At 41.6% G+C, this 15,870-nt stretch carries 17 protein-coding genes; 5 read left to right on the top strand and 12 right to left on the bottom strand.

Annotation, left to right across the window (positions count from 1 at the left end):
• Window positions 1–15: 15 nt before the first annotated feature.
• Complete coding sequence (locus RMY32_RS24965; RefSeq protein ID WP_322714196.1) at window positions 16–540, bottom strand: hypothetical protein; 525 nt, start codon at window positions 538–540, stop codon at window positions 16–18.
• 291 nt (window positions 541–831) lie between these two features.
• A complete protein-coding gene (locus RMY32_RS24960; protein WP_322714160.1) occupies window positions 832–1,056 on the bottom strand; it encodes a hypothetical protein in 225 nt (74 codons plus the stop codon).
• A 245-nt stretch (window positions 1,057–1,301) separates the two neighbouring features.
• Between RMY32_RS24960 and RMY32_RS24955 the strand changes: the two genes are divergently transcribed.
• Together RMY32_RS24955 and RMY32_RS24950 are read left to right on the top strand one after the other, a co-directional pair.
• Complete coding sequence (locus tag RMY32_RS24955; RefSeq protein ID WP_322714159.1) at window positions 1,302–2,873, top strand: alkaline phosphatase; 1,572 nt, start codon at window positions 1,302–1,304, stop codon at window positions 2,871–2,873.
• Between the two features lie 621 nt (window positions 2,874–3,494).
• Window positions 3,495–4,346, top strand: coding sequence for a universal stress protein (locus RMY32_RS24950; RefSeq protein WP_322714158.1), 852 nt, complete (start codon window positions 3,495–3,497; stop codon window positions 4,344–4,346).
• A gap of 176 nt (window positions 4,347–4,522) precedes the next feature.
• On the opposite strand, the gene psbM is transcribed toward RMY32_RS24950, so the two are convergent.
• The 5 genes from psbM to RMY32_RS24925 all read right to left on the bottom strand — a co-directional run bounded on the left by psbM (window position 4,523) and on the right by RMY32_RS24925 (window position 7,498).
• Window positions 4,523–4,639, bottom strand: a complete 117-nt coding sequence (psbM, locus tag RMY32_RS24945; RefSeq protein WP_084227279.1) for a photosystem II reaction center protein PsbM — start codon at window positions 4,637–4,639, stop codon at window positions 4,523–4,525.
• Window positions 4,640–4,839: 200 nt separating this feature from the next.
• Complete coding sequence (locus RMY32_RS24940; RefSeq protein WP_322676274.1) at window positions 4,840–5,136, bottom strand: 2Fe-2S iron-sulfur cluster-binding protein; 297 nt, start codon at window positions 5,134–5,136, stop codon at window positions 4,840–4,842.
• A 185-nt stretch (window positions 5,137–5,321) separates the two neighbouring features.
• Window positions 5,322–5,459, bottom strand: coding sequence for a photosystem II reaction center protein K (locus RMY32_RS24935; RefSeq protein WP_006195022.1), 138 nt, complete (start codon window positions 5,457–5,459; stop codon window positions 5,322–5,324).
• A gap of 132 nt (window positions 5,460–5,591) precedes the next feature.
• Window positions 5,592–6,716: a tRNA guanosine(34) transglycosylase Tgt gene (tgt, locus tag RMY32_RS24930; RefSeq protein WP_322714157.1), complete on the bottom strand. Its 1,125-nt coding sequence runs from the start codon at window positions 6,714–6,716 to the stop codon at window positions 5,592–5,594.
• A gap of 329 nt (window positions 6,717–7,045) precedes the next feature.
• Window positions 7,046–7,498 (bottom strand): hypothetical protein, encoded by a 453-nt coding sequence (locus RMY32_RS24925; protein ID WP_322662022.1) that lies wholly within the window; start codon window positions 7,496–7,498, stop codon window positions 7,046–7,048.
• A gap of 376 nt (window positions 7,499–7,874) precedes the next feature.
• Between RMY32_RS24925 and cobS the strand changes: the two genes are divergently transcribed.
• The gene (gene cobS, locus RMY32_RS24920) at window positions 7,875–8,648 is read left to right on the top strand and encodes an adenosylcobinamide-GDP ribazoletransferase (protein ID WP_322714156.1); all 774 of its coding nucleotides are present in this window, start codon (window positions 7,875–7,877) and stop codon (window positions 8,646–8,648) included.
• Between the two features lie 165 nt (window positions 8,649–8,813).
• Here the strand turns inward: cobS and RMY32_RS24915 are convergent, their stop codons facing one another.
• The 4 genes from RMY32_RS24915 to RMY32_RS24900 form a co-directional block, all read right to left on the bottom strand.
• A complete protein-coding gene (locus tag RMY32_RS24915; RefSeq protein WP_292749628.1) occupies window positions 8,814–9,269 on the bottom strand; it encodes a PPC domain-containing protein in 456 nt (151 codons plus the stop codon).
• A gap of 86 nt (window positions 9,270–9,355) precedes the next feature.
• A complete protein-coding gene (locus RMY32_RS24910; RefSeq protein WP_322714155.1) occupies window positions 9,356–10,033 on the bottom strand; it encodes a ComF family protein in 678 nt (225 codons plus the stop codon).
• A 93-nt stretch (window positions 10,034–10,126) separates the two neighbouring features.
• Window positions 10,127–10,618, bottom strand: coding sequence for a GNAT family N-acetyltransferase (locus RMY32_RS24905; protein ID WP_322714195.1), 492 nt, complete (start codon window positions 10,616–10,618; stop codon window positions 10,127–10,129).
• Between the two features lie 567 nt (window positions 10,619–11,185).
• Window positions 11,186–12,352 (bottom strand): AI-2E family transporter, encoded by a 1,167-nt coding sequence (locus RMY32_RS24900; RefSeq protein WP_322714154.1) that lies wholly within the window; start codon window positions 12,350–12,352, stop codon window positions 11,186–11,188.
• Window positions 12,353–12,626: 274 nt separating this feature from the next.
• Between RMY32_RS24900 and RMY32_RS24895 the strand changes: the two genes are divergently transcribed.
• On the top strand, window positions 12,627–12,968 hold the full coding sequence (locus RMY32_RS24895) for a hypothetical protein (RefSeq protein WP_322714194.1): 342 nt from the start codon (window positions 12,627–12,629) through the stop codon (window positions 12,966–12,968).
• A gap of 286 nt (window positions 12,969–13,254) precedes the next feature.
• A complete protein-coding gene (locus RMY32_RS24890; protein ID WP_322714153.1) occupies window positions 13,255–14,679 on the top strand; it encodes an LCP family protein in 1,425 nt (474 codons plus the stop codon).
• Here the strand turns inward: RMY32_RS24890 and RMY32_RS24885 are convergent.
• Window positions 14,651–15,745: an anthranilate phosphoribosyltransferase family protein gene (locus tag RMY32_RS24885; protein WP_322714152.1), complete on the bottom strand. Its 1,095-nt coding sequence runs from the start codon at window positions 15,743–15,745 to the stop codon at window positions 14,651–14,653. The genes RMY32_RS24890 and RMY32_RS24885 overlap by 29 nt on opposite strands.
• Window positions 15,746–15,870 lie beyond the last annotated feature (125 nt).

Genomic DNA, 15,870 nt, shown 5'->3' with positions numbered 1-15,870 from the left:
AATCACCGTGAAAAATTAAATTCCCCACACCTCAACGGTGCTGTCTCCACTCCAAACAAATAGTTTCTGTCCATCTGAGCTAATTGCAAGGCGAGTAATTGACGATGAATGACTTGTGAGACTACAAAGTTCATGTCCTGTCCGAATATTCCACACTTTGATAATTCCATTTTCTCGACTACCACTAAGTAAAAAACGTCGATCGCGGCTGACAGTAATTACAGGCATATACCCTGAAAGACTTAAGGTACAAATTACTTGTTGGGTTTGCCAATCCCATATTTCATAGTTTTGGTCAAAGCCTTGTTCTTCAGTCACTAATATTTGCGAATTTGAGTAAATGGGATAACGGCGATGAATATTTTCGGAGATAAAAATAGAAGGTGTTATCTTGTGTTCATTAATATCCCAAAATGTTAGTTCATAGCCATCACGAGTACTTACAAAAGTTTGACCATCTGGGCTAAAAGAAACTCTCCAAAATTCCTCCGACTGGATATTTGTACTGAAAATCTTCTGCTCTATTTTTAAATCCCACACCTCAACCAAATCAAGACAATGCCAAAGTCCTAAAATGCGATTATTAGGTGCGATGTCTACGACGGGCTACGCCTACGCGATTCGATCAAATTCCTTCGTTGCTTCTGGCTGGAATGTGCATATTACCTGTTTTGTTTGCATATTACACACTTGAATTATGTTCTTATAATTACAAGTAACTAAGGTTTGTAACTCTTGGCTTATATCTACACAAAATATCCTACAAACTTCATCTGTATAACTCTCAATAGTAAAAAGATACTCAAAAAATAAATAGAAGTTGTATTCCCGTCATGCCAGTTTAGCTCTTGGCTCTGTACTTTCCTGAAGTAGCCAATAAGCTGCTTCTTGAACATCAACCTTTGAGTTTTGTAAAGCTTCAATAATCAAGTCTAAGCCAGCTTCTCTATACTCAAAAACATCTAGAAGGGCATCAATTTTTTGTTTAACCTTTCCATACGCCAGCAATTGCTTAACTCTTTCAATCTCTGCCAAAACTGTATTATTAACTGTCATAAATTCTTTAGTACTTTGGTGGTGGGTCTAAACGAGCCACAAAGTTTTTTTAGTCCCAATGCCCAATCCCCTAATTCAAATTTAAACTTAACAAAATCTTAATTTCTACTTGATCCTGGATTGCTAGGTTCCTTGTGTTTAGTTGAGCAGCAATTAGGAAACAAGTCAAATCAAGCCATTATTTGTGTTTTTGGCAATTGACCCTCCTGAATGCCAACTGTATTTACATCTGGGAAGGGGTGAATATGGAACTTATGGATGGTACACGCCTGCTAGCAAATCGGTGCAAACGGCGGAATTTTTTGTTAGGTGCAGGATTCTTAACAGGGTTAACAATCGCTAGCCAATGGCATCCGGTATTGGCTAAATCAAGGTTTTCTAGCTATCCGTTCAGTCTTGGTGTTGCCTCTGGCGATCCTTTGCCGGATGGTGTTGTTATCTGGACACGACTGGCTCCCAATCCACTCTCTGGAGGTGGAATGCCACTGGTAAATGTTCCAGTGCGGTGGCAAGTCGCCCTTGATGAAAACATGAGACGGGTGGTGCGGCGAGGAACAGTGCTGGCGACACCAGAGTTAGCACATTCAGTTCACGTTGATGTCTGTGGACTAGACCCTGACCGTTGGTACTGGTATCAATTTCAAGTGGGTAGCGAAGTTAGCCCCATTGGACGGACTCGCACAGCACCAGCATTTTATAGCTACACCCAACAGCTCAACTTTGCTTTTGTCTCCTGTCAAGACTGGCAAAATGGCTACTATACGGCTTATCAGCATTTGGCTGAGGAAAACCTCGACCTTGTGGTTCATCTGGGTGACTACATCTATGAATACGGGCCACAATCTGGTGGGCCCCGCCAACATAATAGTCCAGAAATTATCACTCTTAAAGACTACCGTGATCGCCACGCCCTCTACAAAACTGACCCAAATCTTCAAGCTGCTCATGCGGCTTTTCCGTGGATTGTCACTTGGGACGATCATGAAGTTGACAACAACTACGCTAACTTAATTCCCGAAGATAACCAAACTCAAGAGGCTTTTAGAAAACGCCGAGCTAATGCTTACCAAGCTTACTACGAACACATGCCCTTACGTCTGTGTTCATTGCCCAAGGGCCCAGACGCGCTGCTTTATCGGCGGTTGACTTTCGGTAATTTAGCTGAGTTCAATGTGCTAGACACGAGGCAGTATCGCACTAACCAACCTTGTGATGATGGACTTAAGCCTCGCTGTTCCCAAGCTTTCGATACAAATGCTACCATGACCGGCTCAAAGCAAGAACAGTGGCTACGAAAAGGGTTAGACCAATCGCGATCGCGCTGGAATGTGATTGCTCAACAGACCATGCTAGCCGAGTACAATTTCAATAGTAATCCAGGTGTTGGTGTCTTCAATGTGGATCAGTGGGACGGTTACGTGGCTGCGCGTAATCGGCTTTTGAGTTTTCTCAACCAGCGCCAACCTTCTAATCCAGTGGTAATTACTGGAGATATTCATTCTAGTTGGGTACACGACCTAAAGCTTGACTTTAATAACCCAAACTCACCGACGGTAGGCACTGAGTTTGTAGGAACTTCAATCACCTCTGACTTTCCCACCTCATTTATCGCTCCATCTCAAGCTGCCCTAACTAATAATCCCCATACTAAGTTCTTTGACGGTGCTTACCGAGGATACGTCCGCTGCAACCTGACTCCAAAACGCTGGCAAAGCGACTATCGTATTGTATCAAGCATCGTTGACTTGAATGCTTCAGTCAAAACCTTAGCTTCCTTTGTAGTCCAAAACGGACAACCAGGGGCGCATCCAAGTTAAGCAAATCTCACAAGTCATCAAACAAACCCTCCAAATATAATCTGGAGGGTTTCAATATAGTCTTAAATATAATTTCGACTATTAGAATATCTGAATTCGGAGCTTGTTATCCCACATTTTGCGGGTGTTCCGATAGAGTAATCCTATCTGAATTACTAAAACTGCAAAAGGCTTAAAAAGCTAGAGAATATGGGAAACTCAAAAGGAGTGTAGACTATATTAAGTGGGAAGCGAATCGCCTGTTAAAGGTTATACTAAATCAATTTTACTATAGAGTTATTTTGGCATTTATTTGCAATACTTAACTTATCTATAATTAATAAAAGTAAACATAGATTAAAAATAATAACTAACATCATAATTTATTAAGTTCATTAGACTAAGTTAAGAGTATGCTGAATAGTTGAAGTCTAGTTGAAAGTTTAAGTAACTAAGTGCAAATAAACTTAAATATTTGTTTAGTTTTTTATCCTTTGTCATTTATTTGAGTGTTAAATACTAAGAAATAAAGTTTATTTGTATCAACTTACTAACTAGGCTGTCAAACAAGGTGGTGAAAATCTGACCATAGCCAAGTACCAACAGCGAAAACAAAAGTAAACTTCACAAAAATTACGTAAAATGATCAGAAGAATTTTGCTGGCTGTATCGGGATTGGGACACGCAGAGGAAATGCTCAAAACCCTGAAAGAAATCCCTTCAATTCAATCTGCAAAAGTTACAATTTTGCATGTTGTTCAAGCACAAAGAACTGCTACTACCATGACAGCTAAATGGGAAAATGGTGGTAAAATTCTGGCGAATGCCATTCAAACCTTGAACTTAGATCCTAGCCAAGTTTCTTCAATTTTGCGTGAAGGCGACCCTAAAGATGTGGTTTGCCAGGTCGCTGATGAAATCGATGCTGACTTGATTATTATGGGTTCACGCGGACTGAAACGGCTGCAATCGATTTTATCGAACTCAGTTAGTCAGTATGTTTTCCAGCTATCTTCTCGCCCCATGTTGCTGGTAAAAGATGACATTTATGTTAAAAGAATTAAGCGCATTATGGTGGCAATAGACAATTCTGATTCAGCAAAAAATTGCTTGAAATTGGCATTGTTTTTACTGCGAGATATTCCAGGCGGCGAGTTAATTTTAGCAAATATTAGTACAGATTTTGGGGGTAAAAAATCGGAAATAACCCAGGTTAACCCAGCTAAAAATCCAGTTTTAGCAGCCGCTGTTGCAGAAGCTGAAAAACAAGGCATCCAATCTCGTTGTTATATCAGCAGTGGCAAACCTGGTGAAGAAATTTGTCGATTGGCAGAAGAGTTGAATATAGACTTATTATTGCTCGGTTCTCCAGATCGTCGTCCATCGATCGCTAAGAGTTTTGTTGATATAGATCGGCTCATCGGATCTTCTTTGTCTGACTATGTTCGAGTCAATGCCACTTGTCCTGTATTGTTAGCGCGGACAATCGCTTAAAGTAAACAGTGCTGAGTATAATAATTGTTGTCATAAAATAGTAAAGAAGTAAGATTTTTATTGTCTTTGCTATTGGGCACTCAGCACAGGCTACGCTAACAGCACTAAATGGATAGTTAATAAATAAAAACCCCTACACTATTGGCGCAGGGGTTATTTATTTTATACACAAACTCTTAACTATCTTTTCCACCTTCGCGGCTAGCAGTTTGGATGTACAGAATTAGTAAAAACACAGCCGGGACTAGTACGAACAAAATGCTCGCTATGAACCCCAGGTCATTAACTTGCATGGCAAGAAAGCCTCTCTTAAATTTCCAGTCAACAACATTAGGATAGCATTATCGATGACAGAGTTATACCAATTCAAAATTCAAAACTTGTACTGAGCTTGTCGAAGTATTCAAAATGTCCGCGTAGCGTCTCGTAGAGAGGAAACTCAATTTTGGTAAGTATTTTGACTACTGACTGGATACATAACAAGTTTGAGAACTTAAGGCTTCGTGACTACGCTGACTGAGCCATTCACTAAAGTTTGACAGGCAAGGCGGTAATTTTCTGGCTTTTTCTTGAATTTCCGGTTTTCTACATCTGTGCGGGGGGAAAGATTTTCTAGTCCTTCGACTATCTCCACAACACAAGTACCACACTGACCATAACCACCACAATTGGTCATCTTGCCAATCAATGTATATATGTCAATGCCATTTTGTATCGCCTTAAGCCGGAGATTAGCACCATCTGCTGCCACTACTTCTTTATTTTCTTTAACGAATTTGATATTACCCATAACTGATTCCTCCTTGACTGTAAGCTTGGCTTTCAAGGCTTCATATTGACATAGCTTGATTGATATCTTATTTATTATAATAATTCATTGCAAAATATTAATAAATATTAATTTTCTCAAATCCGAGGCTGCAAAAAAATAGGACAGGTAGTCTACCTGTCCTATAAATTGAACAATAGATTAACTTATCTAAATCCCACAGCTGCTTGCCAAACAAAAGCAAGCAACAAGAAGAATACAGGGATAACTGGGAGAACGTCTACCAAAGGATCGAAGATTTGGTAAGCTTCTGGCAGTTTTGCTAATAAAAGTGCTGCTTCCATGTTTGTTTAAATCCACCTATCCAACACAGCTTTCATAATTGAGAAGTATCTTAACATGGTTTGGTCATTGGTCATTGGTCATTGGTCATTTGTCATTTGTCATTTGTCATTAATCCTCTGCTCTTTGACTCTCTATTTCTCATCTTTGCTTTCTTCGGTGAGCCAGTGACCAAATTCTGCGACAAAGCGATCGCTTAATATTGCTTCTCTAATATGCTGCGTAAAGCGAATTAGTTCGGTGATGTTGTGAATGCTCAACAAGGTATAAGCCAAAATCTCCTGCGATCGCACCAAATGAGATATGTAAGCACGGCTAAAATTTTGACAAGTGTAGCACGGGCAAGTTTCATCTAATGGCGTAAAATCTTCACGAAACTTAGCATTTTTTAAATTCCAGCGTCCGCCTTGAACTATCGCTGTACCATGTCTTGCCCAGCGGGTGGGAATGACGCAATCAAATAAGTCTATACCAGATGCGATCGCGATCGCCATTTCCCGATAAGTACCTACACCCATCAAGTAACGCGGCTTTTCGGGGGGTAGAAGCGGTGCTGTTACTTTGACAATCTCAGCCATCAATTCTGGCGGTTCTCCCACACTCACGCCACCAATGGCATATCCGGGCAAATCTAACTTAGCCAAAGCTTCCGCCGCACGGCAACGCAAATCCAAATACACCCCCCCTTGCACAATTCCAAACAACGCCTGATCGGTGCGTTGATGAGCCGTTATACAGCGTTCTAACCAGCGATAAGTACGCTCAGTTGCAGTTTCAACCTCTTGGCGAGTGGCTGGGTAGGGCGGACACTCATCAAAGGCCATAATCACATCAGCCCCCAAAGTATTTTGAATCTGAATGGATAGCTCTGGTGTTAAGTTAATAATTTGTCCATCATGGGGCGAGCGAAAAGTTACGCCTTCTTCAGTAATTTTTCGCATCTCGCTTAAGCTAAAGACCTGAAACCCACCCGAATCTGTGAGCATTGGGCCGTTCCAACCCATAAATTTATGCAACCCACCACCCCCAGCCACGATCGCTTCTCCTGGTTGTAGGTGAAGATGATAAGTATTGGATAAGATCATTTGTGCCCCAGTATCTCGTAGCTGAGATGGAGTAATAGTTTTGACATTTGCCAGCGTTCCTACTGGCATAAATCTGGGGGTTTCTACAAGACCGTGAGGGGTGAAAAACACTCCTGCTCTAGCTTTTGTCTGACTACAGCAAGCAAGACATTGAAAAGAAAAATTCGCACTCATGCCATTTGGAATTTTAGATTTTAAATTTTGGATTGTGAAACACTAATCGGTAAAGAGTTTCAAAAATCCATAACTAGTACAACGCAGCAGAAATAAACCTACCATTTCATTACAGCCAGAAAACCCAAAATTCAAGCATGAGTGACTTTTGGCTTTTGCCTTGCGGTACTAGCAGCCATAAAACCAAATGGTATTAGGGCAAAATTAATAATATTTGGCTAAATTATGGACAAACATCAAGATTGGTAGTTGAGTTTTAGCGAACACTTAAGCATTCATTACTAACCTAGTTACCAACTTTACGAGTATATACTCTAAATAATTGTTATTTAGAAAGAATCAGAACAGTCATCGTCAATTTCTGCATCCCACTTGGCTGAGAGTACTTGTTCCATCATCGCTTCTATAGCGCTGACATTGAAGCTTCGCTCTCGTCGCTCTTGTAAAGGTGTCGATCGGGGAATCAACCGCAGACACAATCCTTCTTGCATCAAATCGAAGTAGGTTTCTTGTTGCGACGACTGTTTTAGTTCTAAGTAATCAAAACTACAAACATTCAGATATAGCGCGCGGTTAGCCACTAAGGTAGACCTTTGCGGATTGGCAAAAACTTCCATCACATCCCCTTCACCCTCGCTCAGTACCTTATCTTCTTGGGTGTAGATGTAGTGGACTCGACCTAAATCTGCCAGCAATCGCCGGATGTCGAGCTTATTCACAATGATGCCCGTGTTAATAATGCACGGAGCTGGTATCCTGGTGTCGGGTAGATGATGACTCATAGGAAAATTGCGATTGAGCTAAGGAGAGCAACAACATAGCTAAACTGTCATAATTGAATAGCTTGTTTACTCCCTACATTTAAAAAAATATCAATTTTATGGGGCAATCGTCTAATAATTTGGAGTAAGTTTTTAGTTAACGAATACAAAACACAAATTTTGCTCCTTGATGGAATTTTAACTTCCTAAGTTAATCATTTTTGTATAAAAACATACTCAAAATTATTTATTTACCACTTAGACCAGCATAACAAAATTTTCAACGAGAATGTTTAATAGAAGTAAATCTTATTTAAAGTTTTAAAGTCTACTGATGTCGGTTCTACCGAAATTATGACTATTATCCAGCAATTTCCCAAAAATTAATGTAATTCAGATGACGAAACAGCAACAGTGGTGGAAAAAGCTGCTGTTAAAGCTGGCAGCTAGTATTATTTTTTACACAGTTATTCCATTACCGTATTTGAACGGATTGGATTTTCAAAGAGTAGCACGTCTTGCTTCGCTTATCGGAGTGATGATTGGGGGAATTTTAGGGTTGCTAGATACGGGGATGAACTATATTAATATGCCCGTGTTAACTCGTAGTGCTTTAGTAGTAAGTGTCTGGATTGCCATAACTGGAGGATTGCACTTAGATGGGGCAATGGATACTGCCGATGGTTTAGCAGTGGGCGACCCAGATCGGCGACTGGAGGTGATGGCAGATAGTGCTACAGGAGCCTTTGGAGCAATGGCTGCGATCGCCTTAGTGCTACTGAAAATAACAGCTTTGACGGATATGCCAGAAAACCGTTGGTTATTGCTGATGGCTGCTTGTGGCTGGGGACGTTGGGGACAACAACTAGCGATCGCCCGATATCCTTATTTGAAAGCAACTGGTAAAGGCGCGCTTCACAAACAAGCCATTCGTTCTTACAAAGATTTGTTACCAGGATTGTTGTTGTTGTTTAGTTTGAGTGGTTTACTTTGGCTAATAGATAACCAGCAGCTATTTCTCGCACTGACAATCATAGTTGTTGGAAGTGCGATCGCCACTTTAACTGGTGCATGGTTCAACCATAAACTAGGCGGACACACTGGAGATACCTACGGCGCAGTCGTTGAGTGGACTGAAGCCTTATTTCTCTGCGTACTGACCGTTTTTTGACAAATGGGGAGCAGAGAGGAAAAAGGGAACAAAGAAGGACAAGGGGGAATTGTTAAATAAATCTCTCCCTTGTCTCCCTTGTCTCCCTTGTCTCTTCTCCATGCCCAATGACAAATGACCAATGACAAATGACCAATGACAAATGACCAATGACAAATGACAACTTTATTTAATCGGTTGCAACTTTGTCACTTTGAGTTTAAAAGCCCCAACTCCAGTTTCTCCAAAAGACCGGACACGAATAACATAATTCCCTGTCTCTACAATGCGAGTAAAGAGTAAGGAATTGCTACTACCATCAGGGCCATCATCGTTTTCTGCCAAAGTCGAACCATCAGGTGCCAGCAGTGTGATGATGCTGTCAAAGTTTTCCGATGACAGGTCAACTGCTAAATTATCGCCCTTCTGCAACTTCACAGTGTAATCACGGGCAAACCCACCTTGACCTGTGGGAATATCTTTGTCTGAAAGGCGATCGTCAATTTCAGTACTGTTAGATAAAGGAATTGGACTATACAATTTATTTTGAGCAAAAGCTGCACTAGTACTAATGCCTATTGCCAGCAATGTGGCAGGAATGATGATGAGTTGTTTTAAACCTGCCGCAAAAACTTTATTCATACATTTCAAGCAATTTTTCTACAAAAATAGGGTAATTAGGTCAATTTATGCACTTATCTGCCAAAGTTAGACTATTAACTCTTGATTTATCCGTCTTTGACAGCAGTAGCTACAGCTACTAATCCTAAGACCACAATTCCATACTGACGAAGTGTTTGCACAGCAGACCTGGCAGTAGCACCAGTAGTATAAATGTCGTCCACTAACAGCACTGGAACATTTGGAGGACGATGGCGAAATTCTTGCCCAATAGCAAAAGCTTGGTTCAAGTTTTTTTCTCGTTTAGATACCGACAAACCAAACTGCGCTTCAGTTTCTCGCACTCTTGCTAAACCGTTTAGTTTCAATTTTAATCCAGTTATTTCACAGAAACTTTGTGCTATCAGTGCGGCTTGATTGTATTTACGTTGTTTTTGTTTACTAGCGTGAAGTGGGATAGGAACTACTACAGGCTGGCTATCTCGCTTCGGTGAATTTAACAACCATGCTTCCCCTAACCATTGACCTAAAGGACGAGCGATTTGGGGTTGATTTTCGTATTTCATCGCTGCGATCGCTCGTTTCACTGGCCCACCATATTCCCCCCAGCCAAACACTGGTATAGGCTCTTGCCATAGAGAAATCGGGTCTTTACGTTGACATTTTTGCAGTTGTCTGGTGCAGTTATGACAGAATTCTTGGGAAGTTGTGCGTTGACATAGAGGGCAATGGGATTGAAGAAAAAGATTGAGTAAGCCTGTGAAATTTTTAATCCAAGCGTGCATTTAGAATTGTCCTTTGTCCTTTGTCATTTGTCATTTATCCTTTGTCCTTTGTCCTTTGTCCTTTGTTTTTAGCTAATGACTAATGACTAATGACTAATGACTATTGACCAATGACTTAACATAGATGCGATCGCACCTTGTTGTTTCCACTCCTGTTGCTGGAGTGTAGCCATTGCTTTCATACAGCTTGACTGCTTCCACCAAAACACTGGCGGTTTCAATCCAAATTTGTTGAAAACCACGCTTTGCGATCGCTGCTTCTAGCTGTTGTAACAAATATTTCCCTAATCCTAAACCCCTGATGCTGGGTAAAAGATACATTTTGCGGATTTCTACAGCTTTTTCACCTCGGTGTATGGGGTAGTATGCCCCAGTACCTACTAACTGACTTTGGTGTTCAATTACCCAAAACTCTCCCCCAGTAGCTAAATAACATTCCTCGACTTGCAGCACATCTTGGTCAGCACCCTTGGGTTCCCAACCCAGACCGTATTCTGATAATACATAACTGATGACTTCGGCGGCTCTTGTGCGATCGCTTTTCACCCAATCACGAATTAAAAAATCTTGATAATAGTTTTTCATTACCATTTGCTGGTCAAGTTTACCCAGAAAAATTTTCCGCATCTATATCCCAATTTACTCAGCAAATAGCAATTCTTGCAGAGTTCATTTCCAGCTGTAATCTCAAGGCGTGAATTATGTCCACAAATTCGGGAATTAATTCAGTCACTTTCCCAGGTGATTATTCAGGGAGATGGTATCGATCGGCAAGTGCAGAACCTAGCAATTTCACTTCTGCTGCAATTTAAAAGCACTTCTTGCAAAGTAGTTTCCTTTCCTAAATTCTAAATTAGATAATGATTCTGAAAGTTAGATTTATTTAAAAGTTTAAAAGCTATTTAGAATATTGAAGCAAACACCAATTGGCATTCATTTCTGGTGGCAAGGGCTGACTTTTCACAGTATTTGGAAAATTTTGATATTAAACAATCGCTTGCAACAGAATTTAAGAAATAAGAGGGGTAAAGGGAAAAAGGTTAATAATAGTCTCCCATTATTAGAGAAGCAATAGCTTTTTACTCTTTCCCTTGTCCCTTAGCGTTCCTGATAAATAACTGATGATACACTTCCTGCTCCTGCCTTCTTGTATTAAGGCAATGTTGCTTCAGAAATGCTCAAAGTTTTGTTGTCGTCGGCTTTCGAGGACTCATTTCCTGGAACGGATGCAGTTATCTCCCCAATGGCACTGTCATTTGTTCCGGTACCAGGACGCAAGGCACTTAAAGCAGTCTTAATCACAACAGCTGTAGGTACTGCCACAATTACACCCAACAGTCCGCCAATTCTTGCCCCTGTTAAGACCGAAATTAAAATCCAAACTGGATTTAAACCAGTAAAACTGCCTAAAATTCGGGGGGCAATTAAATTTTCGAGAATTTGCTGTACAATTACCGCTGCGATCAACACTCTCACACCCATTGAAAAATCTTGCAACGCTACCAACAGTGTAGTCAGGGCGATGCCTACAGAACCGCCAAAGGGAACGAGAGCCATCAGGCCAATAGTTAGTCCGAATAGCAATCCAAAGGGCACTTTCAGCCACAAAAAGGTAGGAATAAGGGCTGAAGCCATACAGGTAGATAAAATCAACTGGGTGATGAAGAAATTTTGGAAGCTGAGGCGGACTGTTTTGGAGAAAGGATCGCGGAATTTATTAGGTAGCCACTCCACTAAACTTTCCCAGAGTTCACCCCCATGCTGTAAAAGATAAAAAGTCAAAACCATAGTCAAAAGAATATCTAGCAGACTAGTAACTGTCAGTACAGCTAGATTTAAAACTTGTCCAGCGATCGCTTGTAATTGTCCTTTGACGCGATCGTTGATTTGCACCACTAAAGCATCGAGGTTAATCGGTATGCCAAAAGTCTCAGCTTTCCCGTTTAAGATCATTAACTGAGAGCGTCCAGAGTCGATTAAATCTGGCAAACGCGCCACTAGTTGTTGAGCTTGGGTAAGAGCCAAGGGAAAAAGTGTCACACCCAATGCCAATAAAATCGATAAAGCCAAGAGAAATACTAAAATAGCAACTTGCTCTCGCCTAGCACCATGATGCTCCATCCAGCTCACGGGGTAGTTGAGCAGAAATGCCAGCACTGAGGCTCCGACTAAAATGACTATGAGAGAATGGAAATAATTGAAAAATACCGAAATTGCCCAACCATTGAGAACTAGCAGCGGAGCGAATAGCGCGATCGCCCCGATTCGCGCTATTGGAGTAAATGTTTGCCACCAGTCGAGTAGCTTACGTGTCTGCATTTTGAGCTGATTGCGGAATAGAACTAAATGAAATTTTTCTTTACAGCTTATTATCTCTAACTATATGAGTCTTATTCATCCTTCTAGTTTAGGAGTTAGACTAACCCCAATGAAGAATTTTGAACCGAAAGACAATGGGGACTGGGGAATGGGGACTGGGGACTGGGGACTGGGGGAAGAAGAGGGACAAGGAGGACAAGGAAGAATTATTCCAGAAGTCTCTTTTTTGTCTTCTTCCAATTCCCAATCCCCAGTACCCAATCCCCAGTACCCAATGCCTAAAACACAGTTGCTTTTACATTTAGTTCCGATCGTCGGCTTTTTTCCATCCTTGTGGACGCTCTATCGAGGCCAGGGCAATCGGGAACAACTTGCTATTAGTCGTCTGTCTATTACTTTGGCACTTACTTGGCTGTTGAGTTATCTATTATTAGCTACCGGGGCAGCAACTTCAGATTTTTTTGGGCTACGTCTATTTATCCTCAATAGCTTTCTCACATCAGGTTACTTTTTAGTAAGTATTTGGTTGATTTTGCGCCTAATGCAAGGCAAATCTAGTCGTTTACCAGGGTTTAGTAGTTTAGCTGAACGAGTGCTTGGCAAGTATTTATCTTAATTTTTTCAGGCGATAAATTGTCGGTGTTTTTACTGAATTTTGGAAAATTTCTGGCAGATTTATTTATATATCTAGTCAAATCCAGTTTATTATTGCCATACTTCAGTAAAACATCTCCAGGTTGTCCCAAAAAAAGAATAAATGCTGCTATAAGTGTTGTGGTTGACACTACATTAAAAAAGTTAGCACCGATAATTAAGAGTTAGCTATTATGGGTTGATTTGTTTAGGTGTTTTTAGTCTGCAAAATTACTGAATTTGATTAGTGAGTAAGTGTGAGGAAGTCTGTGACCATTCAAAGAAGTTCGGCGGAAGAAAACCAGTCGGGAAAAGCCTCAAAGTCCAATAAAAAAATTCCCCAAAGCTCAACATCGGGACGGTGGCTGTGGTTTTGGGTAGGTATGGGTGGTATTGCGATGGTATCTGCAACTGCGGGGGCGCTTTTGGCAGTGTCTTTGACGAGTACGCCTTTGCAACAAGCGCAGCTAACTCCAAAGGATGAGGCGGCCTTTGATAGCGAGCGCATTTCTGGAGGTGTGCTGCGATTTTCAGAATTAACTCGTCCAGTGAATCTTTTGGTGATGGGAATGAGTGTACTTCCCCCAGATATCCAAAACCCTCCTGAAGATACCAAAAATCTCAGATACCTGCCCCAAGTCAACTCTTTTGATGGTCTTTCTGATGTGATGCTCTTGGTCAAATTCGATCCAGAGACGAAAAAAATAAATATGCTCTCCATTCCCAGAGATACCCGCACGGAAATAGAGGGGTATGGAGTGAAAAAAATTAATGCTGCCAATGTTGACGGTGGGCCAGCTTTGACTGCCAGAACTGTCAGTAATCTCTTAGGAGGAGCAGGAATCGATCGCTATGTCCGAATTAACGTTTTGGGAGTTGCCAAGCTAATTGATGCTTTGGGTGGCGTGACTGTCTACGTTCCTAAAGATATGAAATATCAAGATGATTCTCAGCATTTGTACATCAATTTGAAGGCTGGTAAGCAGCACCTCAATGGCGAGCAAACATTGCAATTGCTGCGTTTTCGCCATGACGAACTTGGTGATATTGGTCGGATTCAGCGCCAGCAAATGGTCATGCGTGCTTTGATGGAGCAAACACTCAACCCGGCTACTGTTGCTCAATTACCTAAAGTTCTTGATGTCGTGAAAGACCACATTGATACTAACTTGACGGTTGAAGAGTTAGTAGCGTTAATGGGTTTTGGGGTGCGGACAAATCGCTCTAATATGCAAATGTTAATGCTGCCAGGTCGCTTTAGCGAAAAGAATGAATTTGATGCTAGCTATTGGTTGCCCAACAAAGATGGGATTGCGAAACTGATGGCTCAACACTTTGGTGTGGAGTCAGAACAGGAACAGCTGGCAACTACAAGTAACCCACGCTCTTTGCGTGTAGCAATTCAAGATAGTACAGGTGGCGATCGCTCGAACCTCCAACCGTTAATTAGAGCCTTGGAAAAATCTGGATATCGCAATATCTATGTGGCCAAGGCATGGGGTGAACCTCTAGATGTAACTCATATTGTCGCCCAACAGGGAGATGGTGACAGTGCCGAATCAATTCGCAGCACTTTGGGATTTGGAGAAGTGCGAGTGGAAAGTACTGGCAACCTTGCATCGGATATCAGTATCCAAGTAGGTAAAGATTGGTTGGAACAAAAATCTATTTTGGAGAAGTCGTTGACACCCTAAAAGGTATATCTGCTGACACTGAATTTACTACCTGGCTCAGTTCTTGGAGTTTAGCTGCTGCTACACCATTGGTTAATAATTCTTCTGCTTTAGCTAAACCTCCTGCCATATCTGAACAAATACCACTGCGCCATAGATAAAATCCGCCATTCCACAAGGCTGTTTGCATCAATTCACCTGGTTTACCTGCCAAAACCTCTTGAATATCCGCCACCAGTTCTTCAGTAGTTCCAAGGGGTACGTTCTTGGTAGTAAAGCCGTAATCGCGCGGTACGAGGTGCAATCGTTCTACCTCTTGGGGTGCTACGGATGAAGATAAGCTGATGATTGCAGTGCGATCGCGCGGTAAGTCGCAACTACCTTCCAATCCTTTGATTAATGTAAATTTTGTTACTCCCCGCAGTCCTAGAGCGGTCTGAAACATCCCTTCTGTTGGTGGATGGACAAACCCAGCAATTACGTGAACATCACCAGCATAAGGACACCAAATTAGCTCCATTGTCGCCAACGGCGGACGTTTGCCAAGTTGGTCGCGGTATTCCCAAAGACTTGTAGTTAAGGGAAAATGCTGAGGTAGATAAATAAAGCCGATTCCTGTTTGCTCAAACACTTGTTGAGTTTGGGCTATGGGTAAAGTAGTCCAATCGACTCCTAAACCCTGCCAAATATCTATCAGAGGTAAGCCATACTTCGTTGGTAGGCGATCGCCACCATGCATTACCACTGGTTGTCCCACTGTGGCGAGTAGTAAAGCTGTGACGGGACTAATCGGTGCCGTGCGTGTTCTACCATCATAAGGGATGCCAAGAGCGATCGCTGGTCGCCCAGAGGCTATTGGTTGCAGTTTTGGCCCCAATTCCTCATAAGCATCCAACATTCCGGCTAACTCTTCTCCTGTAGGACGCTTGATTCGGTGAGCAATCAAAAAGGCTCCAATTTGGGCTGGTGTCGCTTCACCCAGCAGCATCATTTTAGTAGCGGTGGCTGCTTCAATACGAGTTAAATTCTTAGATGTGTGGTTTCCGCTGCCTACTTTTTGCAGAAATTCCCGAAATACATTGCTCATTTTTCCTTTGTCCTCTGTCTATCGTCATTTGTCCATTGTGCTTTGTCTTTGGGGATAACCGAAAATGACTAATGGCTGAATTTTAGATTTAAGAAGGTAAAAATGAGTCGTCAACAGCAGAGTTT

Source organism: Nostoc sp. ChiSLP03a (assembly GCF_034531215.2).
In the GTDB taxonomy this organism is placed as follows: domain Bacteria; phylum Cyanobacteriota; class Cyanobacteriia; order Cyanobacteriales; family Nostocaceae; genus Nostoc.
This window is presented reverse-complemented; position numbering and strand designations above follow the sequence as displayed.

Coding starts and splice junctions, on each gene's coding strand:
- RMY32_RS24885 (WP_322714152.1), bottom strand. CDS start 15,745: ATGAGCAATGTATTTCGGGAATTTCTGCAAAAAGTAGGCAGCGGAAAC.
- RMY32_RS24950 (WP_322714158.1), top strand. CDS start 3,495: ATGATCAGAAGAATTTTGCTGGCTGTATCGGGATTGGGACACGCAGAG.
- RMY32_RS24910 (WP_322714155.1), bottom strand. CDS start 10,033: ATGCACGCTTGGATTAAAAATTTCACAGGCTTACTCAATCTTTTTCTT.
- RMY32_RS24955 (WP_322714159.1), top strand. CDS start 1,302: ATGGAACTTATGGATGGTACACGCCTGCTAGCAAATCGGTGCAAACGG.
- cobS (WP_322714156.1), top strand. CDS start 7,875: ATGACGAAACAGCAACAGTGGTGGAAAAAGCTGCTGTTAAAGCTGGCA.
- RMY32_RS24925 (WP_322662022.1), bottom strand. CDS start 7,498: ATGAGTCATCATCTACCCGACACCAGGATACCAGCTCCGTGCATTATT.
- RMY32_RS24895 (WP_322714194.1), top strand. CDS start 12,627: ATGCCTAAAACACAGTTGCTTTTACATTTAGTTCCGATCGTCGGCTTT.
- RMY32_RS24900 (WP_322714154.1), bottom strand. CDS start 12,352: ATGCAGACACGTAAGCTACTCGACTGGTGGCAAACATTTACTCCAATA.
- RMY32_RS24915 (WP_292749628.1), bottom strand. CDS start 9,269: ATGAATAAAGTTTTTGCGGCAGGTTTAAAACAACTCATCATCATTCCT.
- RMY32_RS24960 (WP_322714160.1), bottom strand. CDS start 1,056: ATGACAGTTAATAATACAGTTTTGGCAGAGATTGAAAGAGTTAAGCAA.
- RMY32_RS24940 (WP_322676274.1), bottom strand. CDS start 5,136: ATGGGTAATATCAAATTCGTTAAAGAAAATAAAGAAGTAGTGGCAGCA.
- RMY32_RS24935 (WP_006195022.1), bottom strand. CDS start 5,459: ATGGAAGCAGCACTTTTATTAGCAAAACTGCCAGAAGCTTACCAAATC.
- tgt (WP_322714157.1), bottom strand. CDS start 6,716: ATGAGTGCGAATTTTTCTTTTCAATGTCTTGCTTGCTGTAGTCAGACA.
- RMY32_RS24905 (WP_322714195.1), bottom strand. CDS start 10,618: ATGAAAAACTATTATCAAGATTTTTTAATTCGTGATTGGGTGAAAAGC.
- psbM (WP_084227279.1), bottom strand. CDS start 4,639: ATGCAAGTTAATGACCTGGGGTTCATAGCGAGCATTTTGTTCGTACTA.